We start from the raw sequence: 23,274 nt of genomic DNA, 5'->3' as shown, positions 1-23,274 counted from the left end.
GGCGGATCAGGCGGCCCGAACCGTGACCAGGAAGCCGTCGACTTCCCGGCGCAGGGCCGAGGCCTGACGGGCGAGATCGCTCGCCGCGGTGAGCACCTGCGCCGACCCACTGCGGGCGGAATCCGCCGCTTCGCGGACACCGACGATGTGGCCGGATACGGCCCGGGTGCCCTCGGACGTCAGGACCGTATTGCGGGCGATCTCCTGCGTGGCCGCTTCCTGTTGGTCGACGGCCACCGAGATGTCCTCCGAGATCCGACTCAGGCGCTGGATGACGTCGGTGATTCCACCGATGGCCGTCACGGACGCGTCGGTCGATTGGGCGATCTCGCCGACCTTCGCGGCGATCTCTTCGGTGGCCCTGGCTGTCTGGGTCGCGAGGCTCTTCACCTCTGCGGCGACGACCGCGAATCCGCGCCCGGCCTCGCCGGCTCGGGCCGCCTCGATGGTGGCGTTCAGCGCCAGGAGGTTGGTTTGGGCCGCGATACTGGTGATCAGGCCGACGATCTCGCCGATGCTGCTCGCCGCTTGGGCCAGGCGATGGACATCCTCCGCCATCCGCGCCGCATCGCGCTCCGCCTCGCCGGCGACCGCGCTCGAGGCCTCGACGCGGTTGCCGATCTCCCGCACCGATGCGCTGAGCTCCTCCGTGGCCGCCGCCACGGTGTCGGCCGTGGCCGCGGTTTCCGCCGAGGCTGCGGCCACGGACCCACTCAGGGATGACGTGTCGGTCGCGGCCTGGGTGAGGGCATAGGCCGCCGTTTCGAGCTGGCTCGCGGCGGCCGACACTGCCTCGACGATCCCGCTGGCCTGGGCCTCGAAGCGATCGGCCAGTGCCACCATCTCGGCGCGGCGGGCCGCCGCGGCGTGGGCGGTGAGGTGGTCGGCTTCCGTGGCGATGCGCCGGCGCTCGACCACGCTGGCCTGGAAGTCGACGGCCGCTGCCGCGATGGCGCGAACCTCGCGGGCGCCGTTCTGCGGGATCGGGCCGGCTTCCTCGCCTCGGCCGATGGCTGTCAGGGAGGCGGCGATGCGGGTGAGCGGACGGGCGATGGCGGTCCCGACGGCGAAGGCGAGGCCGCACGAGAGGACCAGGATCGCGAGTCCCACGGCCATCCAGACCAGGACGCTCCGCTCGGCATCGGCGCGCGCGTCTCCGGCGGCGGCTCCGAGATCCGCGGTGAGCCGGTCCTCGATCGTCTTGAGCGTATCGATGCGCTCGGTCGCGAGGCGGAACCAGGCGGGCGCATCGGTGAAGGCGAGCGGCGTGCCGGGGGGCGTGTCGAGAACGAGGCGGCGGAGACGATCGACCTCCCGGGCCGCGGGCGCAGCCTTGCCGGCATCGAGGAGGGCCACCTGTTCCGGCTCGGCCCCAAGGCGGAACAGGGATTCGTAGGTGCCCTGGCCCGCGCTCAGACCCGCCAGACGCTCGTGGCCGGCAAGATCGATCTGGCCGGCGCCGAAGATCGCCGAGGCCGCGGCCCGCTCCTGGCCCGCCAGCTCCTTGAGGGCGAGGAACGACGAGTAGGAACTGATGCGGGCGGCGAGATCGGCGCTGGCGGCGACCTGGGAAACCTCGCGCACCAAGTCGAGCGCGTTGGCGATCACCCCCGAATAGAGCCCCATGTTCTGGGCCGGCGTGCGACCGAGCCCGTCGACCGCCGCGCGGTGGGGGACGATCGCCGCCAGCTGCTCGGTCAGCGCCGCATTGCGACGGGCGACGCCGGCTCCGAAGGCGGCGAGGTCGAGGCCGGCCCGGCCCGCGTCCAGGGCTGCCCGGGCGGCATCGGTCCGCAGGCGCTGCGCATCGAGTTCGGATCGAAACTTGGTCCCCTTGGCGGCGAGATAGAGGCTCGATGCCCCGCGCTCCCGCTGGGCTTCGTGCACCAGGGCGCTGATCTGGCCCGCCATGCCGACGAGGTCCTGCACATGGACCATCCGGGTCCGAGCATTCATCCGCTCAGTGATGGCAAGGCCCACGAGCATCGCAAACGCAAGACATGGAGCGAGGGCAACCAGAAGAATCCGAATGCGCAGCGATGAAAAAAGACCGGCGGACATCACATGAAACCTGCTTCGAAACGCTGCGGCACTGTCGGAGCAGCCGGTAAAAGTTGTGTTTCAAATTTATCTTATGATCAATTTTTGGTCGGTCCCTTCAATTTTTAAGCAGGGCGGGTCGGGAGCTTAAGCGAACCATCCAGTTGCTTCGTGATCCGCTTCACTCACGCGACCGCTGGACCGCGAAGCAACTGATCCGTCTGCGGAGGCGGCAGGGGTCGGCCCAATCCTGCGGCCGAAGCCGCGGGGGCCGCGTCTTCCAAACCGTCGGCAGCGAACTTCCTCATGCCATTCGGTGCGGTCGCGGCGGCTGAAACCTCTGCCGGAAGGCCGCGATATTGTCCGCGTACGCTTTTTGTTCTAGCTGAAGAGCGGCTATGCGTGGCGCGCGCCTTGCCCGACGCGGTGGTGCGCCCGACATGCCGCAGGGGCTCCGGTCGAGTCCCGACGAGTTCCGCGCCGAAGACGTTCCGAAGAGACCTCATGGCCAAAGCCAAAGCCGCTGCCAAGACATCGCAAGCCGAGGCCGAGCGGGTCGAAGCCAAGATCGAGGCGCTGTTCGACGGGGCTCGCGACGCGCGGGTCATCTCGGTGCGCGGCGCGCGCGAGCACAATCTGAAGAACATCGACCTGACGATTCCCCGCGATCGCCTCGTTGTCTTCACGGGTCTGTCCGGTTCCGGCAAATCGTCGCTCGCCTTCGACACCATCTACGCCGAGGGCCAGCGCCGCTACGTCGAATCCCTCTCGGCCTACGCGCGCCAGTTCCTGGAGATGATGTCGAAGCCCGATGTCGACCAGATCGACGGGCTCTCGCCGGCGATCTCCATCGAGCAGAAGACCACCTCGAAGAACCCGCGCTCGACGGTCGGCACCGTCACCGAGATCTACGACTACATGCGCCTGCTCTGGGCGCGGGTGGGCATTCCCTACTCGCCCGCGACCGGGCTGCCGATCGAGAGCCAGACCGTCAGCCAGATGGTGGACCGCGTCCTGGCCCTGCCGGAGAAGAGCCGACTCTACCTCCTGGCACCGGTGATCCGCGGCCGAAAGGGCGAGTACCGCAAGGAGATCGCCGAGTTCCAGAAGAAGGGCTTCCAGCGCCTGCGGATCGACGGCGAGTACTATGCCATCGACGACGTGCCGAAGCTCGACAAGAAGCTGAAGCACGACATCGACGTGGTGGTGGACCGGATCGTGGTGCGGGCGGACATCGCGGCGCGGCTGGCCGATTCCTTCGAGACCGCCCTGGAACTCGCCGACGGCATCGCCCTGATCGAGTTCGCCGAGACGCCGGAGGGCGCGGCGCCGCGGGAGGCCATCACCTTTTCGTCGCGCTTCGCCTGCCCCGTCTCCGGCTTCACCATCGCGGAGATCGAACCGCGGCTCTTCTCGTTCAACAATCCCTTCGGCGCCTGCCCGACCTGCGGCGGCATCGGCCACGAGATGCGGATCGACCCGGAGCTCGTGATCTCGGATGCCAAGCTCAGCCTGAAGCGCGGTGCCGTCGGTCCTTGGGCGAAGTCGACCTCTCCCTATTACGGCCAGACCCTCGACGCGCTGGCCCGCCACTTCGGCTTCAAGACCACGGTCGCCTGGGCCGATCTGCCGACGAAGGCCCGGGACGTGATCCTGTCCGGCACCGGTTCTGAATCGGTCCGCTTCGCCTACGACGACGGCATGCGCGCCTACGAGGTGAACAAGCCCTTCGAGGGCGTCATCCCGAACCTGGAGCGGCGCTACAAGGAGACCGAGAGCGACAGCTCGCGCGAGGAGATCGCGCGCTTCATGAGCGAGACGCCCTGCGCCACCTGCGGCGGCAAGCGCCTGAAGCTCGAAGCACTCTCGGTCAAGATCGCGATGCAGGATGTGGGCGAGATCACCGCCCTCTCGGTCCGAAATGCCCATGCATGGTTCTCGGAGCTGCCGGGAAAGCTCACCGAAAAGCAGAACGAGATCGCCTACCGGATCCTCAAGGAGATCCGCGACCGGCTGACCTTCCTGATCGATGTCGGGCTCGAGTACCTGACGCTGGCGCGCGGCTCCGGCTCGCTGTCCGGCGGCGAGAGCCAGCGCATCCGTCTGGCCTCCCAGATCGGCTCCGGGCTGACCGGCGTGCTCTACGTGCTGGACGAGCCGTCCATCGGCCTGCACCAGCGCGACAACGAGCGCCTGCTCGGCACGCTGAAGCGCCTGCGCGACCTCGGCAACTCGGTGATCGTGGTCGAGCACGACGAGGACGCGATCCTGCAGGCCGACTACGTCGTGGATGTCGGCCCGGGCGCCGGCATCCATGGCGGACGGATCATCGCCCAGGGCACGCCCGAAGAGGTGCTGAAGAACCCGGATTCGCTGACCGCCAAGTATCTCACCGGCGAGATGAGCGTGCGGGTGCCGACGGCGCGTCGCAAGGGACGGAAGGGCACGCTCAGCCTCGTCGGGGCCCGGGGCAACAACCTCAAGAACGTCTCGGTCGACATCCCGCTCGGCACCTTCACCTGCATCTCGGGTGTCTCCGGCGGCGGCAAGTCAACCCTGATCATCGACACGCTCTACAAGGCGGTGGCGAAATCCCTGAACGGTGCCCTGGAGCACCCGGCGCCCTTCGAGCGGCTCGACGGGCTGGAGCACCTCGACAAGGTCATCGACATCGACCAGTCGCCGATCGGCCGAACCCCGCGCTCCAATCCCGCAACCTACACGGGCGCCTTCACGCCGATCCGCGACTGGTTCGCGGGCCTGCCGGAGGCCAAGGCACGCGGCTATCAGGCCGGGCGCTTCTCCTTCAACGTGAAGGGCGGACGCTGCGAGGCCTGTTCCGGCGACGGCGTCATCAAGATCGAGATGCACTTCCTGCCGGACGTCTACGTCACCTGCGACGTCTGCAAGGGCCGCCGTTACGACCGCGAGACCCTGGAGGTGAAGTACCGCGACCACTCGATCGCCGACGTCCTCGACATGACCGTCGAGGAAGCCGCCGATTTGTTCAAGGCGGTGCCCACCATTCGCGAGAAGATGGAGACCTTGGCCCGGGTCGGCCTCGGCTACGTCAAGGTCGGGCAGCAGGCGACCACTCTGTCGGGCGGTGAGGCGCAGCGGGTGAAGCTTTCGAAAGAACTGTCCAAGCGCGCCACAGGCCGCACGCTCTACATTCTCGACGAGCCGACGACGGGACTGCACTTCCACGACGTCGCCAAGCTCATGGACGTGCTCCACGAGCTCGTCGACCAGGGCAACACCGTGGTGGTGATCGAGCACAACCTCGAAGTCATCAAGACCGCCGACTGGGTCATCGATATGGGCCCCGAAGGCGGCGACGGCGGTGGCGTCGTCGTGGCCCAAGGAACGCCCGAGCAGATCGCCAAGTCGCGGGCGAGCCACACGGGTCGATTCCTGCGCGACGTCCTCGCGCGTCGGCCGGTCGCGGCGCCCGCGAAGGGTCGGGCCGCCGCCGAATAGCGCATCGGGACGACGCGAGATCCGACGATTCGCCGAGTCGACCGATCCGAACCGGTGGCGCAACGCATCAACCCGCCGGTCGGGAGCTCGGTCCGACCCGACCGAGCGCGCCGGACTGCGCAATGGTCCGCGGGCGGTTGCCGGATCGTCCTGGGACGGAACCGTAACCATAACAGCTTGAGTGTTCAGCGGTATTTTGCCGTTCCAGGTCTTCGCGGAGGCGCGAAGACGTCGGCCAACCTGCTCAAAAGGTTAACAAATCCTTCCGCTGCACTGCACCGAAAATGCGACTTTTGCGCAACGGTCGGATCCGAACTGCCCCGTTTCCAAGCATTCCTCTGTCCTTCCGCGCCGTCATGTAGAATAGTTCTCGACGTTGAGACTTGAGAACGGGCCGCAAGGGGGGCCGCCGGATCCACTGCAAACAAGCTGCGAACAAGCGGCGCATCGGCAGAATGGTTCGGACGGCTGCGTGGCGGACGCCTGAAATCCTTGGGAAGGAAGAGTAAAAATGTCGAAGAACTGGCTCGTTGCCGGAGCGCTCGCGCTCACGGTCGGCATGACCGCCACCGCATCCTACGCTCAGACCACGACGGTTCCGGGCGAGCAGGTCGGCCTGGCCACCGGCGCCCCGCTGCCCGAGGGCATCTATGCGCTGAACACGTTCGTCTTCCAGTCGCGGGACAATCCGTCGGCCGTCGACGTCGGTGTGAACGTCCCAGTGCTGGTCTGGTCGACCCCGTTCGTTCCCTTCGGCGGCCGCGTCGAGCTCCTCGTTGCTCCCCCCACCGTGTTCGCCTTCGGCAAGCGCGGCGGCCCCACCGGCGTGCGTGATCTGTCGATCAACGTCGGTACCTTCGTGGGCGGCATCTGGGCCTTCGATCTCGGCGGCGGCTTCGGCGTCAGCTTGCTCGGCGGTGTCTACCTGAACGAGCTGAACGGCGACCGCGGCGTTCTGGTGCAGAACAACGGTGTCCTCGGCGCCGGCGCCGTGCTGCCGCAGCTCTCCTCGAACACCTACCGCGCCGGCATCGCAGGCAGCTACACGGCTGATGGCTGGAACATCACCGCCAACCTGACCGCCAACTTCTACGACTCGCCGTCGTCGTTCGGTGGTGGCCGGAACTTCGGTACCGTCTACACCCTGTCCGACTCGCTCAACCTCGACCTGACCGCGACCAAGAAGTTCGGCAAGTTCGAGATCGGCGCCATCGCCTACGGCACCGTCAACTTCGACACCAGCCTCGGTCGGGTCGGCACCGTCAACGCCGCCTTCAACGATCGCGGCCGGTTCCTGATGGGCGGCCTCGTCGGCTACGACTTCGGGCCCGTCACCGCGCAGGTCTACGTCGCCCGCACCGTCGCGACCACCAGCTTCGACAGCACCGAGATCTCGGGCCGCCTGATCGTTCCGCTGTACTCGCCGACCCCGGTTGCCGCCGCTCCCGCGCCGATCATCCGCAAGTACTGATCCGACGTCCGGCGGCGGGGCCTGGCCCCGCCGCAGAGGGGATCGCGCAAAGCCCGTCCGAAACCTGTCGGACGGGCTTTCGCGTGTTCGGCGACAGAGAGCGCTCCGAGAGGGGGTCCGAGCCGGTGCCTCGCGGGTAAGAGAAACCCCGTCCGCCCTTCAAGCAATCCGCCGACGTCTGAAACTTTATCCGACCGTCCTCCGTACCGGACGATGATGCCCACGAAGGGGCAATCGTTCCAGAGGATACGCTCCATGATCACGCGTCACGCCCGTCGCCCGGTGGCTTCCAAGATCGCCGCCGTCCTGCTCGCCTTCTCCGTCGGCGCCACCTTCCCGGTCGCGGCCTTCGCCAAGAACCCGATGGTCGGCGGTGCGCCGATGTACGCCTCGAAGAACATCGTCGAGAACGCGGTGAACTCGAAGGACCACACCACCCTGGTCGCCGCCGTGAAGGCCGCCGGCCTCGTCGACACCCTGGCCAGCCCCGGCCCGTTCACGGTGTTCGCGCCCACCAACGCCGCCTTCGCCAAGCTGCCGGCCGGCACGGTCGAGACCCTGGTGAAGCCCGAGAACAAGGCGACCCTGACCAAGATCCTGACCTACCACGTGGTCCCCGGCACCTACACGGCCAAGGATCTGATGAAGCTCGCCAAGGACGGCGGCGGCGAAGCGCAGTTGAAGACGGTCGAGGGCGAGCCGCTGACCGTCCAGACCAAGGGCAAGAAGGTCTACGTGACCGACGCCAAGGGCAGCACCGCCACCGTCACCACCGCCAACGTGATGCAGTCGAACGGCGTCATCCACGTCATCAACGGCGTGCTCCAGCCCTGATCGTTTCGGGCCCTCGGCGCCACTGACGGAAACGCCCGCGATCCGGAAGGATCGCGGGCGTCACGCGTTCAGGGACGAGCCGTCGGAAAGGTCGTCAACTCACCCGATTGAGGCGCCGCGCGCCCTCGAAGCGGTTCAGGAAGCGCGGCTCCTTCTCGGGCGCGATGCGGATGGCGAGGTGCATCGTGCCGCCCTCCTCCTCGCGCCGGTCGAGCACCTCGGCATTCTCGTAGAGCCAGTGCAGGGCGGCGCCGTCCTCCGGCGGGAGAACCACCGCGAAGGTCGAACGCTGGCGCGCGATCCGCGCCTCGATGCGCGCCGTCAGGACACCGAGCCCCTCCCCCGTCAGGGCCGAGACCAGCACCGGTGCATCGCTGTCCCGATCGCTGCGGCCCTGTCCGCTGAGATTCAGGAGGCGGGTTCGCTCATCCGCATCGAGGAGATCGGCCTTGTTCCAGACCTCGATGATGCGCGAGGCCGAAGTCTCGATCCCGAGCTCGCGCAGAACGGAGCCCACATCCTCCGCCTGGGCGGCGCTGTCCACGTGAGACACGTCGCGGACATGGAGCAGGATGTCGGCGTGGATCACGTCCTCCAGGGTCGCCCGGAAGGCTGCGATCAGGGAGGTCGGCAGCTCCGAGATGAAACCCACCGTGTCGGAGAGGATCACGGTCTCGCCGTGCGGCAGCTTCGTCGCCCGCGCCGTCGGGTCCAGGGTCGCGAACAGCATGTCCTGCGCCATGACCTGGGCCTTGGTGAGGGTGTTGAACAACGTCGACTTGCCGGCATTGGTGTAGCCCACGAGGGCCACGATCGGGTAGGGCACCCGTGCCCGGCTCTGTCGGTGCAGGCCGCGGGTGCGGGTCACGCTGTCGAGCTCGCGCTCGATCTTCGTCATCCGTTCCTGGATCATGCGCCGGTCGGCCTCGATCTGCGTCTCACCGGGACCGCCGAGGAAGCCGAAGCCGCCCCGCTGGCGCTCCAGGTGGGTCCAGGACCGGACGAGGCGGCTCTTCTGGTAGGCAAGATGGGCATGCTCGACCTGCAGCGTGCCTTCGCGAGTCGAGGCGCGCCGGCCGAAGATCTCCAGGATCAGGCCGGTGCGGTCGATGACCTTGCAGCCGAACGCCTTCTCAAGGTTGCGCTGCTGCACCGGCGACAGGGCGCAGTCCATCACCACGAGACCGATCTCGCGGGCGCGAATCACGCCGGCCAGCTCCTCGACGCGTCCCTTGCCGAGATAGGTTGACGGGCGGATCCGCTGCACCGGCGCCACGATGGCTTCGACGACGTCGAGCTCAATGGCGGCCGCGAGCCCGGCGGCCTCGTCGAGGCGCGCCTCGGTCGAGCGCAAGGCTTCCGGGCTGCCGTCGGAATTGCCTCGGGCGGCGGCGGCGCGCCCGAGATAGGGTCCGACGACGAAGGTGTGGGTTGCCGCCGCGATGTCACCCTCGGGGGCGGCCATCGCCTGGAGCCGGGCTTCGCCGGGCGTCATCGGTTCAGTCATGAAGTTCTTTGTTCAACCCTGTCCTGCGTGTCTTCAGGACAATGGGCGCTTGCCGGCCCCAGACAAGGGCGCGGCAAACCTTTCCGGCCGGACGGATGCAGTTTCCCGCGCGCTCAGGCCTTGTCCGGCGCCGTTTCGTCGGGCTCGAACAGCTGCACCGGGTGCCCCGGCATGATCGTCGAGATGGCGTGCTTGTAGACGAGCTGCGAATGGCCGTCCCGCCGCAGGAGCACGCAGAAATTGTCGAACCACGTCACCACGCCCTGAAGCTTGACGCCGTTCACGAGGAAAATCGTGAGCGGAATCTTGTTCTTGCGAACATGGTTCAGGAACGTGTCCTGGAGGTTCTGAGCGCGCTCGCCCGCCATTTTTTCTTATCCTTGGTTCGCATCGCCGCCCGCCGTAATGACGGGTTCTCGTCCGTTGGTCTCGCATGCCCCGACCCGCTGCGCAGCAGGGCGACGGTGCGGGAACATTACACGTGTATCGCGGTCGCGATGCAAGTGCATCGCCGCGGTGTTCTCAGGGGCCGATCCCGAGCGACTTGAGTTTTCGGTGGAGTGCGGAGCGCTCCATGCCGATGAACTCCGCCGTGCGGGAGATGTTGCCGGAGAATCGGGCGATCTGCGCGATCAGGTACTCGCGCTCGAAGATCTCGCGGGCCTCGCGGAGCGCCAGGCTCATCAGCTTCTCGCCGCCCGACCCGTTCGGCGTCGTCGGCACCAGGGCGCCGATCTCGGTGGGCAGCATCTCGGAGGTCACTTCCTGATCCGGGTCCGTGTGGGTCAGGATCATCAGGCGTTCGACGTTGTTGCGCAGCTGGCGGACGTTGCCGGGCCAGTCGTGCGACTGGAGGACCGCCATGGCGTCCTCGGCGATGCGCCGACGCGGCAGGCCGGTCGCGCCCGAGATCTGCTCCATGAAGAAGGTGATCAGTTCGGGCACGTCCTCGCGGCGCTCCGACAGGGATGGCACCCGGATCGGCACCACCGAGAGGCGGTGGAACAGGTCCTCCCGGAAGCGGCCCCCGGCGATCTCCTCGGCGAGATCGCGCGACGAGGACGAGATGATGCGGACATCCACGTGCACCCGCGTCGTGCCGCCGACGCGCTGGAAGTTCTGATCGACCAGGACGCGCAGGATGCGGTTCTGGGTCTCGCGCGGCATGTCTGCGACTTCGTCGATGTAGAGCGACCCGCCATGGGCCTCCTCCAGGGCACCGACCCGGCGCGCCCGGCCCTCCCCCGCCTCGACGCCGAACAGCTCGGCCTCCATCGTGTCCGGTGTGATGGTGGCGGCGTTGATGACCACGAAGGGCCCGTTCGCCCGGGCCGACAGGGCGTGGAGGGTGCGTGCCGAGAGCTCCTTGCCCGAGCCCGGTGCCCCGAGGATCATCACGCGGGCGTTGGTCGGCGCCACCCGCTCCACGGTCTGGCGCAGCTGGTTGACCACCACCGAGGCGCCGACGAGCCGGCTGGCCTGACCCGACCGGGCCTTGAGGTCGCGAACCTCGCGCTTGAGGCGCGAGGCTTCGAGGGCGCGCTCGGCCACCAGGATCAGCCGGTCGGCCTTGAACGGCTTCTCGATGAAGTCGTAGGCGCCGGCCTTGATCGCCGCCACGGCGGTCTCGATGTTGCCGTGGCCCGAGATCATCACCACCGGCAGGTCCGGGTGGCCGGCCTTGATCTGGTCGAGAACCTGCAGGCCGTCGAGGCGCGAGCCCTGCAGCCAGATGTCGAGGAAGACGAGGTGGGGCCGACGGGACTCGATCGCCGCCAGGGCCTCGTCCGAACCGCCGGCGGTGCGAGTGCGATGGCCCTCGTCGTCGAGGATACCGGCCACGAGGTCGCGGATGTCGGCTTCGTCGTCGACGATGAGGATATCGGCGCTCATGACTGGATCTCCGCGATTGGGGGGGCCGTCCGCGCGGCGCCCTTCTCATCCTGCGCAGAGGGGTTGCCCTCCGGCGGCGTGTGGTTGGCTGAGTCTCGGACGGGGGCGGCGCTGGTGTCGCGCGGGACGCGCAGGCGTACGCGCCCTCCCCGACCTTCCGGATTGTCGTTCAATTCGATCCCGCCGCCATGCTCTTCGAGGACTTTGCTAACGATGGCCAGCCCCAGGCCGGTGCCACCCTCGCGGGTGGTCATATAGGGCTCCAGCAGCCGCTGGCGTCCCTCGATGGGAAATCCCTTGCCGTTATCCGTGACCTCGATGATCACGAACCCCTCTTCGAGGACGAGGCGCACGTCGACCTTGCCCTGGCCGAGTTCGGCCTCCGGCACGGCCTGCACCGCCTCGACGGCGTTCTTCAGGATGTTCGTGATCGCCTGGGACAGCAGGCGGATGTCGAACGCGGCCAGGATCGGCTGATCGCCGTCCTCGCCGAACGAGAATTCCATGTCGGGATGCGCCACCCGCATCATGAAAAGGTTCTGGCGCGTGATCTCGCTGAGGTCGTTCTGCGCGATGGCCGGCTTCGGCATCCGTGCGAAGGACGAGAACTCGTCGACCATGCGCTTGATCTCATCGACTTGGCGCACGATCGTCGCCGTGCACTGGTCGAACACCTCCTTGTCGGTGGTGATGACCTTGCCGTACTTGCGCCGGATGCGCTCGGCCGAGAGCTGGATCGGGGTCAGCGGATTCTTAATTTCATGGGCGATGCGCCGGGCGACGTCCGCCCAGGCCGAGGTGCGCTGGGCCGAGACGAGATCGGTGATGTCGTCGAGGGTGACGACGAAGCCGCGGGCGCCGCCCTGAGCCTGCTCGCTGGTGACCCGAACGGTCACGGTGCGCTCGCGACCGTCCCGCGTGAGCTGGATCTGCTGCTGCAGGGTGCGCAGGCGCGCCTCGCCGCCCTCTGGGAACAGCGCCTGCAGCTCGGGTACCGCCTGGGTCAGGGGTTTGCCGACGATCGCGTCGGCCGAGAGCCCGAGGGTGCGCTCCACCGACGGATTGGCGATGGTGACGTGCCCCGCCGCGTCGACACCGAGGACGCCGGGGGAGACGCCAGCCAGCACGGCCTCCGTGAATCGACGGCGCCGGTCGATGAGATCGCTGGCTGCCGTCAGACCGTCATGCTGGCGGCGCAACTCCTGCGTCATCTTGTTGAAGCTCTCGGACAGGTGCGCGAGGTCGCCGTCGCTCTTGCGGGCCGGGACCTGGGCGTAGAAGTTGCCCGAGGCGACCTGGTCGGCGGCGTTGATCAGGCGTCGGATCGGCGCGACGAAGCGGTTGGCGAAGTTGAGGCCGAACCACACCGCCGAGAGCAGGGCGATCAGGGCGATCAGCACGAAGACCGAGGCGAAGCTGATCTGGATCGAGCGCTTCAGCGAGTCGTAGGTCAGGTACTCGGCGGCGGCCGCCCGCGACACGCCTGGGAACTCGATGGCGAGCTGGCTCACCTCGCGCTGCACCAGCAGTACGGCGCCGTCGTAGGCCGGCATCCGCAGGAGGGCGGCGAAGATGCGCCCTTCGCTCGGTACGAGGCAGATCGGATCGGTCGATTTCGCCGCGTCCTCGAAGGCCGCCGCCGAAGGCAGGCGGCGTTCCTTCAGGGTATCGATCTTGGCGCGCGCCACCACCTCGTTCGGGCCGCGCATGATCTCGGCCACCGGCAGGCCGAGGGCCGTGGCGCGGGTGGTGAGGAAGCTCTCGAACCAAGCGCGATTCACGTCGAAGTTCGGCCGCGCCCGGGTGAGGTCGTCGGCCAGGATGCGGATCTCGCGCGCCAGGCTCTGGCACTGGTTTTCCTGATAGGCATCCGCCACCTCGACGGATTTGAGAACCACGTCGCGGACCCGATCGGTGAAGCCGAGCGACAGGCCACGATCAATGGTCACCGCCGCCACCACTGCGAGGAGCACGGTCGGCAGGATGGCGATCAGGCTGAACAGGCCGACGATGCGGGTGTGCAGGCGGGCCACCGCGGCATTCGTCCGCCGCGCGTAGAGGAAGACCCGCGCCTCCCAGGCGATGATCACCACGAGGCCGAGGACGAGGAAGACATTGATGCCGAGGAGGGTCAGTCCCACCGTCGGCGTCGGCGTGACCCGGATCACGCCGGCCAGGATCAGAAAGGTGGTGATGGCGGAGACCAGCGCCGTGATGACCACCAGCGCACCGATCAGGCCTGGGCCGCGCGGCGGGGGACGCACCGTCATGGGTGATCGGTCGGTCCCGCCGGTCTCCGCTGGATCGGCGGAGCCCGAACCCTCCCGGGAGGCCTTGGAATTGTGGGACGAGCGGAGCCACGGCATTGCTGATGCGTCGCCACAACAGTGTGGCGAAATTAATACGAATTGGGCACGGAGGAGGGTCGGAATCTTCTAGAAGGCGAGGCGCCGCTTGGGCCCGAAGCCGCCGTCTGCGCCGGTGGGCCCGGCGCCCAGACCAGCCCGACAACGATCGACGCCCCGTGTAAATACATTATCCTCCAGCGCATCCTCACGCAGAGATCACCATGTCCAACACCCCTGTCTTCGCTTCGGCCGCGGTCGCGGCGCCCCACCGCCTCGCCGCCCAGGCCGGGCAGCACGTCCTGGCGCAGGGGGGCAACGCGATCGAGGCGATGACGGCCATGGCCGCCGCCATCGCGGTGGTCTACCCGCACATGAACGGGATCGGCGGCGACGGCTTCTGGCTGGTACGCGAACGCGGCGGGCGGGTGCGCGGCATCGAGGCTTGCGGCCCGGCCGGCCAGAACGCCACGATCCGGCGCTACCGGGAGAAGGGCTATGAGGTCCTCCCGTCCCGGGGCCCGGATGCGGCGCTCACCGTGGCGGGCGCCATCGGCGGCTGGCGCCTCGCCCTCGACCTGTCGAAGGCGCTGGGTGGCCGCCTACCCCTCTCCACCCTGCTCGCCGACGCGATCCGCCATGCCCGGGACGGCGTCGCGGTCTCGCCCTCGGAGGCGCGCTACGTCCCGAAGGAGCTCGACACGCTCCACGACCAGCCGCACTTCGCGGAGACCTTCCTCGACGGCGGCAAGCCGTTCGCGGCTGGCGCCCTCCGCAAGCTGCCGGTGCTCGCCGGCACTCTGGAGCAACTGGCCCATGCGGGTCTCGACGACTTCTACAAGGGTGACCTCGGGCGCGAGATCGCCGCCGACCTCGAGCGCCTCGAAACGCCTGTCACCCGGGCCGACCTCGAAGCCTATGCGCCCCGTGAACGCGCGCCGCTCGCGATCCGCCGCCGGGATGCCATGCTCTACAACTTCCCGCCGCCCACCCAGGGCATCGCCGCGCTGTTGATCCTCGGCATCTTCGACCGCCTTCGGATCGACCGGCCCGAGACCACCGCGCATTACCATGGGCTGATCGAGGCCACGAAGCGCGCCTTCGCGATCCGCGACCGGATCGTGACCGACTACGATCGGCTGGCCGTCGACCCCGCCAGCTTCCTGACGCCGGAGCGCATGGACCGCGAGGCGGCACAGATCGACATGCGCCGGGCCGCGAGCGTGCCCCTGCGCAACCCCGGCGAGGGCGACACCGTCTGGATGGGTGCCATCGACCGCGACGGCCTGGCAGTGTCCTACATCCAGTCGATCTACTGGGAATACGGCTCCGGCATCGTGTTGCCGAAGACCGGCATCCACTGGCAGAACCGGGGGACCTCGTTCTCCCTCGACGCCACGGCGGTGAACCCACTGGAGCCCGGCCGTCGCCCGTTCCACACACTGATTCCGGCCCTCGCCTGCTTCGACGACGGCCGCGTGATGTCCTACGGCAGCATGGGCGGCGACGGGCAGCCGCAGTTCCAGTCGCAGATCTTCGTGCGCTACGCCGATTACGGCATGGACCCGGCGGCCGCCGTCGACGCGCCGCGCCTTCTCTACGGCCGGACCTGGGGGGCCGAATCCCTCACCGTAAAGGTCGAGGACCGCTTCGACCCGGCCTGCATCGCCGCGCTGCGCAAGCTCGGTCACGAGATCGAGGAACTCGGCGGCGCCTACATCGACTCCCTCGGCCATGCCGGCATGCTCGTGCGTCACCCAAGCAACGGCGCGATCGCCGCGGTCCACGATCCGAGATCCGACGGTGGTTCGGAGGGGCTGTAACTTCCCCTGATCTTCGCGGCTGGGTTGCGTCATAAGACGAGATGGAACAACGACTTGGCACCATCCTTGCGAAGGCCGGTCCATCGCAAGGAGCGAATAATGGATACGACCCTTTCCCGCCAACGCTGGCTGCAACTCGGCCTCGGGCTGATCGCCATGATGGCGATCTCCAGTCCGCAGTACGTCTGGACGCTCTTCACCAAACCGCTGATCGCGACGACCGGCTCGACGCTGCCGCAGATCCAGTGGACCTTCACGATCCTGATCGTGCTGCAGACCTTCTTCTCGCCGGTACAGGGCTACCTGATCGATCGGTTCAGCCCCAAGCTGATGATCGCGCTGGGGGCCGCCCTGTCCGGCCTCGGCTGGGTTCTGGCTGCCCGGGTCGACACCCTTCTGGGTGTCTACGCCACCTATGGGCTGTTCTGCGGCCTCGGCACCGGCATCGTCTATGTCGGCATCGTCGGCCTGATGGTGAAGTGGTTTCCCGACCGGCGCGGCTTCGCCGTCGGCGTGGTCGCGGCCGGTTACGGTATGGGCGCCATGCTGAGCACCTTCCCGATCAGCGACATGCTCACCGCATCGGGCTACCGTCACACGCTCACGGTGTTCGGCATCGTGCTCGGAGCGATCGGAGCGCTCGCGGCCCTCGGTCTGCGCGCACCGCGCGCCGGTGAGGTGCTGCCGCCCCCGGCCGTCAACCTGTCGACCTGCGTCCACGACACCCCCCCGCGGGTGATGCTGCGGACGCCGCTGTTCTGGCTGATGTTCGTGATGATGACGATGATGTCGACCGGCGGCCTGATGGTGGTGGCCAACTTCGCCTCCTTCGCCCGCGACTTCGGTGTCGCCGATTCGATCATCTTCGGCTTCGTTGCCCTGCCCTTCGCGCTGACCTTCGACCGCATCACCAACGGCCTGACCCGCCCGTTCTTCGGCTGGGTCTCCGACAAGATCGGTCGCGAGAACACCATGGGCATCGCCTTCGCGGCCGAAGCGGTGGCGATCGCCCTGCTCCTGGTGTTCCGCGAGAACGCCTACGCCTTCGCGCTGCTCTCCGGCGTGGTGTTCTTCGCCTGGGGCGAGATCTTCTCGCTGTTCCCCTCGATCCTTACCGACACGTTCGGCACCAAGCATGCCACGACGAATTACGGCTTCCTCTACATGGCCCAGGGCATCGGCTCGCTCTTCGGCGGCCCGATCGCGGCTTGGATCTACGCCGTGCAGGGATCGTGGCTGCCAGTCTTCGCGATCATCATCACCCTCGACGTGCTGACCGCGATCCTCGCCTACTTCGTGCTGAAGCCGATGCGTCGGCGCTGGCTCGACGGAAGCGTCGAACCGGTGCTCGTGGGCAAGCCCGCCATGGCCTGATAGGCGACACAGCGAGAGCGCGGCGGCGACGCGGACGGGGCAACCCGTCCGCGTTTCGCTGTGCGGGGATCGTCAGGGCCGATGGGCGATCGGCCGAGGCGGTCCGCCCTCGGGGGTTACCCAATCCTGTGCGTTCCGGAGGCGAATGCCGCTGGCGTGCAGGCTCGATCGCCAGATCGGCGCGAGCGGGGTGAGACGGGGCAGCATGCGAAGCTCCACACCCGCCATCGCCATTGCAGCCGGCAGATCGGGGAGGCTGTCACGGCTGTCCGGAATGACAGCGCGCCGCGAGACCCAGGTGCCGAGATCTCCGGCAGGCTCGAACGCTTCGGATGGCATCCCGTAGCGGTGGAGCGTCCCGGATCGGATCCGGTCCATCCAGGCTTCCTCCACATAGGCGACGGCGCGGCCCGCGACGTCTCCGAACCAGGTCCGCCGGTCCTCCGGCGAGGTCTCGGCGGTCGGCCAGATCACGATCCGGGGACAGTCGCGGGGGAAGAGGTAGAGCAGGCTGTAAGCAGCATCGATCGCCCAGACCAGGGGGCCGTTCAGCCAGGCCCGGTCCGGACCGCGATCGATGGGGACCCGAACGGGACGCGGCACGAAGAGCCGGATCGCCGGATCCTCGCTGAAGTGGAACAGGCCGGGTGCGCGCCCCGCGGCGTCGCCCGGGCGGGTCACCGCGCGTTGCGGAAGACCTGCAGGTCGAGGTCTCGGACCTTCTTGCGCAGGGTGTTGCGGTTCACGCCCAGTAGCTCCGCCGCCCGGATCTGGTTGCCGCGGGTGGCGGCCAGCGCCGCACCGATGAGCGGCCCTTCGATCTCGCGCATGATGCGGTGGTACAGGCCCGGCGGAGGCAGCGTGTCCCGGTATCCGCTGAAATACTCGGCGAGGTGGCGCTCCACCGCGCCCGACAGCGTCTCGGCCTCGCCGGGTGGCTTGCGGGCGCCGGCCGCGCCGTTCGGCTGGCTCTGGGCCAACGGTAGGGTGTCGAGCTCGGCCTCGATGACGGGCCCGGTGATCGTCTCCTGCGGGTAGAGGGCCGCGAGGCGCCGGACGAGGTTCTCCAGCTCGCGGACATTGCCGGGCCAGCGATAGCGCTTCAGCCGCTCCATCGCCTCGCCGTCGAGCTGCTTGCGGCTCAGGCCCTCGCGCTCCACCAGGATGAAGAAGTGGCGGATCAGGTCGGGCACGTCCTCGGAGCGCTCGCGCAGGGCCGGCAGGCGCAGGGGCACCACGTTCAGCCGGAAGAACAGGTCCTCGCGGAAGATTCCCTGCTGGATCGAGACCCGCAGGTCCTTGTTCGTCGCTGCGATGATGCGGACGTTGGTCTTGATCGGCACCCGGCCGCCGACGGTGGTGTACTCGCCCTGCTGCAGCACGCGCAGGAGGCGGGTCTGCGCCTCCATGGGCATGTCGCCGATCTCGTCGAGGAACAGCGTGCCGCCCTCGGCCTGCTCGAAGCGGCCGGCCGAGCGCGACAACGCGCCGGTGAAGGCTCCCTTCTCATGACCGAACAGCTCGGATTCGATGAGGTCGCGCGGGATGGCGGCCATGTTCACGGGCACGAACGGGCCGGTCCGGCGCCGTCCGTAATCGTGCAGCGCCCGGGCGACGAGCTCTTTGCCGGTGCCGGACTCGCCGGTGATCATCACGGTGAGGTCGGTCGGCATCAGCCGGGCCAGCGCCCGGTAGATCTCCTGCATGGCCGGCGAGCGCCCGACCAGGGGGATGTCCTCGTTGCCCGGGTCGGCCCCGGCGGGTGCGGTGCCGCGCGGACGGGACAGGGCGCGCCCGACGATGGCGATCAGCTCCTTCAGGTCGAAGGGCTTGGGCAGGTATTCGTAGGCGCCCCGCTCGGACGCGCGGATCGCCGTCATGAAGGTGTTCTGAGCACTCATGACGATGATCGGCAGCTCCGGCCGCACCCGCTTGATGCGCGGCAGCAAGTCGAAGACGTTCTCGTCCGGCATCACCACGTCGGTGATGACGAGGTCGCCCGCGCCTTCGGCGACCCACCGCCAGAGGGTGGCGCAATTGCCGGTCGAGCGGACCTCGTACCCGGCCCGCGACAGGGCCTGGTTGAGGACGGTGCGGATGGCGGCGTCGTCATCCGCGACGATGATGTGTCCGTTGGGCATGACGCGACTCTACAGCTCCGCGGACGATTCGCGCCCGTCGCGGGCGCTCGACATGGGGAGAAGAAGGCGGAACGTGGTTCGGCGGGGGACCGGATCGCACTCGACGATCCCGCCATGGTCGCCGATGATCTTGGCGACCAATGCAAGTCCGAGGCCGGAGCCTTGCGCCTTCGTCGTGACGAAGGGATCGAACAGGTCGGGCAGCAGGTCCGCCGAGACGCCGGGACCGTTGTCCCGCACAGCGACCTCGATCGGCAGGCTGACGCGCTCGCGCGACCCCGGCACCTGCAGGCGCAGGCCGGTGCGGAAGGCCGTCGACAGGGTGATCTCGCCGTCGACCGCGTCGGCGCCGATGGCCTCGGCGGCGTTCTTCACGAGGTTCAGGATCACCTGCACGAGCTGGTCTCGGTTGCCCAGCACCGGCGGCAGGGAGGGATCGTAGGTTTCGACGAAGCGGATATGGCGGGCGAAGCCCGACTGTGCCGAGCGCTTCACCTGGTCGAGCACGCCGTGCACGTTGACCGAGCCGCGCTCCACCGGGCGCTCGTCCCCGAACAGCTCCATGCGCTCGACGATGCGTACGATCCGGTCGGATTCGTCGCAGATCAGGCGGGTCAGGAGACGATCGTCCTCGTTGCCCGACTGCTCGAGGAGCTGGGCCGCCCCGCGGATGCCCGCGAGCGGGTTCTTGATCTCGTGGGCCAGCATGGCGCCGAGCGCCACCATGGAACGTGCCGCGCCCCGATGGGTAAGCTGGCGGTTCATCTTGTCGGCGATGGTGCGTTCCTGGAGCATGAGGACCACGGCTTCCTCGTCGTCGCCCAGGGGCGTCGCGAAGACGTCGACGCTGCGCTCGAGGCCCGAGCGCGGCTGCACCAACTCCACCCCGTACTCGCTGACGCTGGCCCGGCGCCGCCGCACCTCCGCCACCAGGGCGATGATCGGCGAGGCGAAGGGGATGATGTCCGAGAGGCGCCGCCGCTGCATCAGCCGGGCGGAATGATCGAAGAAGGTCTCGCCGGCATGATTGACGTGGAGGATGTGGTCGTCCGCCCCGACCGTCAGGACCGGCAGCGGCAGGGCGTTGATCACCGCCTCGTTGGTGGGGATGGCGTCGGGTCGCATGGCACCGCCGCGCCCCGAGATCGGCTTGTCCGAGCTCATGCGGCCTCCCCGATGGCGTGCGGCAGTATCCCGCCGCAATCCGCGCCGAAGGCCCGGGCCAGGAGGGTGGTGGCGACCGCCGGGTCCGTGGTGGTGAGAAGGCGCATCCGATCCTCGGCCGAGAGGCCGCCGCCGGCCTCCGCATAGGCTGCCAGGTGCTTGCGGGCGTGGCGCACGCCCATGCGCAGGCCGTAGAGGGCGAGGAGGCCTTGATAATGCTCCACCGCCAGGGCGGCCTTCTCGGCACCCGACAGGACGGGCGCGGGCTGGCCCGCGAGGCCGGCGGCGAGGGCGCCGACGAGCCAGGGCCGTCCCACCGCCGCCCGCCCGACCATCAGGCCGGCGGCGCCGGAGCGCGCGAGGCAGGTTCGCGCCTCGGCGAGGGTGGCGATGTCGCCGTTGGCGATGACCGGAATGGCCACCGCCTCGACCACGGCGCGGATCGCGACCCAATCGGCCTGGTCCTTGTAGAATTGCTGCCGCGTCCGGCCGTGCACCGTCACGGCGTTCAGCCCGAGCCTCTCGGCCCGGCGCGCGAGGTCGGGGGCATTGAGGTTGGCATGGTCCCAGCCGAGCCGCATCTTCACCGTGACGGGGACCCGCACGGCCCCCCGCACGGCGGCGAGGATGCGGGTCGCCCCCTCGATGTCGCGCATCAGCGCCGAGCCCGAGGCGACGCCGGTCACCACCTTGGCCGGACAGCCCATGTTGATGTCGATCACGTCCGCCCCGTTGGCTTCTGCGATGCGCGCGGCCTCCGCCATCGGCTCCGGGGCGCAACCCGCGAGCTGCACGATGTGCGGATCGACGCCGCTGCCCTCCGCCCGCAGCCGAGCTTCCTGGTCGCCGCGGGCGAGTTCCGCGGCGGCCACCATCTCGGAGACGACCGCGCTCGCACCGAGGCGTCGCGCGATGCGTCGGACATGCAGGTCGGTGACGCCGGACAGCGGCGCCAAGAGGACCGGAACGGGTCGCTCGCCGCCGGGGGGCGCGAGGCCACCCTCGGTCTCCGACCCGCGGAGAAAGCTCAAATAATCATCAGCGCACATTGTGCTCAACAAATAGACAAAACGGCAGGCCGCGCAAGCGATTCCCGGGATTTGATTTCAGCTTCTCCCGCGCTTAAACGACAGACCGCCCATCGGTGGGCCACCGAGCCATTCGCATCGCGCGCGCGTGGGGATTGGTCGGAGCGCGAATCTTCACACACCCGAAGCGCGGGAGCATACCCATGTCTGGTACCGCGTGGAATGCGGCAGCGGTGGTCGTCGCCGCCGGCCGCGGCATCCGCATCGGGGGCGACACCCCGAAACAGTACCGCCGCGTCGGCGGCCAGGCGGTGCTGACCCGGACGCTGGCGGCCCTGGCGGCCCATCCGGGCATCGGCCGAATCCAGCCGGTGATCGCCCCGGACGCTGCGGACTTCTATCGCGCCTGCCTCGACGATCTCGACGCCGCCATCCGGGACAAGCTCGCCGATCCCGTGCCCGGCGGCGCCACCCGCCAGCAATCGGTCCGCGCCGGACTCGAGGCCCTGGACGGCACCGGCGCACCGGATCTCGTCCTCGTTCACGACGCCGCGCGTCCGCACGTGGATGTGGCCCTGATCGAGCGCGCCCTCGTGGCCGGCCGCGACCATCGCGCCGCCGTGCCGGGCATCGCCGTCACCGACACCATCAAGGTGGTGGAGGACCTCGGCGACGGCACCGGCCGGGTCCGCGAGACGCCGCAGCGCGAGGGCCTGCGCGCGGTTCAGACGCCCCAGTCCTTCGCCTACGGCCCGCTGCGCGACGCCCATCGCCGCGCGGCCGAGGCAGACCTGCACGCCTTCACCGACGACGGGGCCCTCGCCGAATGGGCCGGCTTAGCCGTCGTCGTCTTCGAGGGCGACCCGCGCAACCGCAAGATCACCCAGCCGGCCGACCTGATCGAGGCCGATCGCGGCTTCTCCGGCCAACACCCCACCGCCCTGAGCGAGGCCCATCCCATGACCACCTACGTCACCCGCCTCGGTACCGGCTTCGATGTCCACGCCTTCACGGAGGGCGACCATGTCTGGCTCGGTGGCGTGAAGATCCCGGCGGACCGGGGCGTCCTCGCCCACTCGGACGGCGACGTCGCCCTCCACGCCCTCACCGATGCCCTGCTCGGTGCAATCGCGGACGGCGATATCGGCACCCATTTCCCGCCGAGTGACGAGCAGTGGCGCGGCGCCTCGTCCGACCGCTTCCTCGCCCATGCGGTGGACCTGGTGCGAGCGCGCGGCGGCAAGATCGACCACCTGGACATCACCGTCCTGGCTGAGGCCCCGCGCATCGGCGCGTATCGCGAAGCCATCCGCGCCCGCATCGCCGAGATCGCCTGCGTGCCGCTGAGTTCCGTCTCGATCAAAGCGACCACCACCGAGAAGCTCGGCTTCGTCGGCCGTGCCGAGGGCCTCGCCGCTCAGGCCGCCGCCACGGTGCGGCTGCCCGAGATGACGGCCGAGCTCAACGCCGCCGACGAGACGGCCGAGCGCCGCGCGTGATCGACGATCCCGCCCTGCTGGCCCGGGCGGAGGCGCTTGTTGCCGCCTACGCGGCGGCGGGCCTGACGGTCGCCACGGCCGAATCCTGCACCGGCGGCCTCGTCGCCGGGCTGCTCACTGCGATCCCGGGCTCCTCGGCGGTGGTGGAGCGTGGCTTCGTCACCTACTCGAACGCCGCGAAATCCGAGTGCATCGGCGTACCCGCCGACCTCATCGCCGCCCACGGCGCAGTGAGTGCGCCGGTGGCCCGCGCCATGGCCGATGGGGCCCTGGCCCATGCCCGCGCCAGTGTCGCTGTTGCGATCACCGGTATCGCCGGGCCCGGCGGCGGCAGCGCCGACAAGCCGGTCGGCCTCGTGCATTTCGGTCTCGCCGCCAGGGGCAACACCGTGCGCCACCTGGAGCGTCGCTACGGTGACCTCGGCCGCACCGAAATCCGCCGGCAGGCGGTGGCCGATGCGCTCGGCCTCCTCGAATCGGTCCTCGCACCGACGTCTTGAAACCGACACGCCCGACTGCCAGGATGCCACTCACGGCGCACCCACGCCGTGTTCGCCCGCGAACCCAGGGGAGGCTGCATGACATCGATATCGTTCGCCGCCCCGGCCCGCCCGCGCCGCGTGCGCCTGCCGGTCTGACGTCGCCGCGCGCCTGAGCGCGCCAGCGCGTCCCCGT

General features: G+C 68.8%; 16 protein-coding genes. 7 read left to right on the top strand and 9 right to left on the bottom strand.

The window, feature by feature from the left end; genetic code table 11:
- Positions 1 to 6: 6 nt before the first annotated feature.
- Positions 7 to 2,061 carry a methyl-accepting chemotaxis protein gene (locus ASG63_RS01450; protein WP_056211309.1) on the bottom strand — a complete coding sequence of 685 codons (2,055 nt, stop codon included), beginning with the start codon at positions 2,059 to 2,061 and terminating at the stop codon, positions 7 to 9.
- 483 nt (positions 2,062 to 2,544) lie between these two features.
- Between ASG63_RS01450 and uvrA the strand changes: the two genes are divergently transcribed.
- From uvrA to ASG63_RS01435, 3 genes are all read left to right on the top strand, one after another.
- On the top strand, positions 2,545 to 5,520 hold the full coding sequence (uvrA, locus tag ASG63_RS01445; RefSeq protein WP_056211308.1) for an excinuclease ABC subunit UvrA: 2,976 nt from the start codon (positions 2,545 to 2,547) through the stop codon (positions 5,518 to 5,520).
- 511 nt (positions 5,521 to 6,031) lie between these two features.
- The gene (locus ASG63_RS01440; RefSeq protein WP_056211306.1) at positions 6,032 to 6,991 is read left to right on the top strand and encodes a transporter; all 960 of its coding nucleotides are present in this window, start codon (positions 6,032 to 6,034) and stop codon (positions 6,989 to 6,991) included.
- A gap of 255 nt (positions 6,992 to 7,246) precedes the next feature.
- Entirely contained in the window at positions 7,247 to 7,825 is a 579-nt protein-coding gene (locus ASG63_RS01435; RefSeq protein WP_056211304.1) for a fasciclin domain-containing protein, read from the top strand.
- Positions 7,826 to 7,919: 94 nt separating this feature from the next.
- Here ASG63_RS01435 and hflX read toward each other — a convergent pair whose 3' ends face one another.
- The 4 genes from hflX to ASG63_RS01415 all read right to left on the bottom strand — a co-directional run bounded on the left by hflX (position 7,920) and on the right by ASG63_RS01415 (position 13,495).
- Positions 7,920 to 9,332 carry a GTPase HflX gene (hflX, locus tag ASG63_RS01430; RefSeq protein ID WP_056211302.1) on the bottom strand — a complete coding sequence of 471 codons (1,413 nt, stop codon included), beginning with the start codon at positions 9,330 to 9,332 and terminating at the stop codon, positions 7,920 to 7,922.
- A 113-nt stretch (positions 9,333 to 9,445) separates the two neighbouring features.
- Positions 9,446 to 9,700 carry an RNA chaperone Hfq gene (hfq, locus tag ASG63_RS01425; protein WP_009866358.1) on the bottom strand — a complete coding sequence of 85 codons (255 nt, stop codon included), beginning with the start codon at positions 9,698 to 9,700 and terminating at the stop codon, positions 9,446 to 9,448.
- A gap of 154 nt (positions 9,701 to 9,854) precedes the next feature.
- On the bottom strand, positions 9,855 to 11,225 hold the full coding sequence (gene ntrX, locus ASG63_RS01420; RefSeq protein ID WP_056211300.1) for a nitrogen assimilation response regulator NtrX: 1,371 nt from the start codon (positions 11,223 to 11,225) through the stop codon (positions 9,855 to 9,857).
- Positions 11,222 to 13,495, bottom strand: a complete 2,274-nt coding sequence (locus tag ASG63_RS01415; RefSeq protein ID WP_056211298.1) for a sensor histidine kinase NtrY-like — start codon at positions 13,493 to 13,495, stop codon at positions 11,222 to 11,224. The genes ntrX and ASG63_RS01415 overlap by 4 nt, the downstream gene beginning before the upstream one ends.
- Positions 13,496 to 13,794: 299 nt before the next feature.
- On the opposite strand from ASG63_RS01415, the gene ASG63_RS01410 reads away from it, so the two are divergent.
- Complete coding sequence (locus ASG63_RS01410; protein ID WP_056211295.1) at positions 13,795 to 15,393, top strand: gamma-glutamyltransferase family protein; 1,599 nt, start codon at positions 13,795 to 13,797, stop codon at positions 15,391 to 15,393.
- Positions 15,394 to 15,492: 99 nt separating this feature from the next.
- On the top strand, positions 15,493 to 16,767 hold the full coding sequence (gene oxlT / locus ASG63_RS01405) for an oxalate/formate MFS antiporter (protein ID WP_056211293.1): 1,275 nt from the start codon (positions 15,493 to 15,495) through the stop codon (positions 16,765 to 16,767).
- 72 nt (positions 16,768 to 16,839) lie between these two features.
- Here the strand turns inward: oxlT and ASG63_RS01400 are convergent, their stop codons facing one another.
- From ASG63_RS01400 to dusB, 4 genes are read right to left on the bottom strand one after another with little or no spacing between them, the layout of a single operon-like run.
- Positions 16,840 to 17,448, bottom strand: coding sequence for a DUF6886 family protein (locus ASG63_RS01400; protein ID WP_244479780.1), 609 nt, complete (start codon positions 17,446 to 17,448; stop codon positions 16,840 to 16,842).
- Positions 17,445 to 18,908, bottom strand: coding sequence for a nitrogen regulation protein NR(I) (gene ntrC, locus ASG63_RS01395; protein ID WP_056211291.1), 1,464 nt, complete (start codon positions 18,906 to 18,908; stop codon positions 17,445 to 17,447). The genes ASG63_RS01400 and ntrC overlap by 4 nt, the downstream gene beginning before the upstream one ends.
- 9 nt (positions 18,909 to 18,917) lie before the next feature.
- Positions 18,918 to 20,033 carry a two-component system sensor histidine kinase NtrB gene (locus ASG63_RS01390; RefSeq protein ID WP_056211472.1) on the bottom strand — a complete coding sequence of 372 codons (1,116 nt, stop codon included), beginning with the start codon at positions 20,031 to 20,033 and terminating at the stop codon, positions 18,918 to 18,920.
- 35 nt (positions 20,034 to 20,068) lie between these two features.
- The gene (gene dusB, locus ASG63_RS01385) at positions 20,069 to 21,121 is read right to left on the bottom strand and encodes a tRNA dihydrouridine synthase DusB (protein ID WP_056211289.1); all 1,053 of its coding nucleotides are present in this window, start codon (positions 21,119 to 21,121) and stop codon (positions 20,069 to 20,071) included.
- A 182-nt stretch (positions 21,122 to 21,303) separates the two neighbouring features.
- Here dusB and ASG63_RS01380 point away from each other — a divergent pair, with 182 nt between their 5' ends.
- Both ASG63_RS01380 and ASG63_RS01375 read left to right on the top strand, forming a co-directional pair.
- The gene (locus ASG63_RS01380; RefSeq protein ID WP_056211287.1) at positions 21,304 to 22,599 is read left to right on the top strand and encodes a bifunctional 2-C-methyl-D-erythritol 4-phosphate cytidylyltransferase/2-C-methyl-D-erythritol 2,4-cyclodiphosphate synthase; all 1,296 of its coding nucleotides are present in this window, start codon (positions 21,304 to 21,306) and stop codon (positions 22,597 to 22,599) included.
- On the top strand, positions 22,596 to 23,099 hold the full coding sequence (locus tag ASG63_RS01375; RefSeq protein ID WP_056211285.1) for a CinA family protein: 504 nt from the start codon (positions 22,596 to 22,598) through the stop codon (positions 23,097 to 23,099). The genes ASG63_RS01380 and ASG63_RS01375 overlap by 4 nt, the downstream gene beginning before the upstream one ends.
- The last annotated feature ends 175 nt before the right edge of the window (positions 23,100 to 23,274 follow it).

The sequence above is a fragment of the Methylobacterium sp. Leaf94 genome (assembly GCF_001426045.1).
GTDB lineage: Bacteria > Pseudomonadota > Alphaproteobacteria > Rhizobiales > Beijerinckiaceae > Methylobacterium.
The sequence above is the reverse complement of the archived record's forward strand: the minus strand, read 5'-3'. Positions and strand labels throughout refer to the sequence as shown.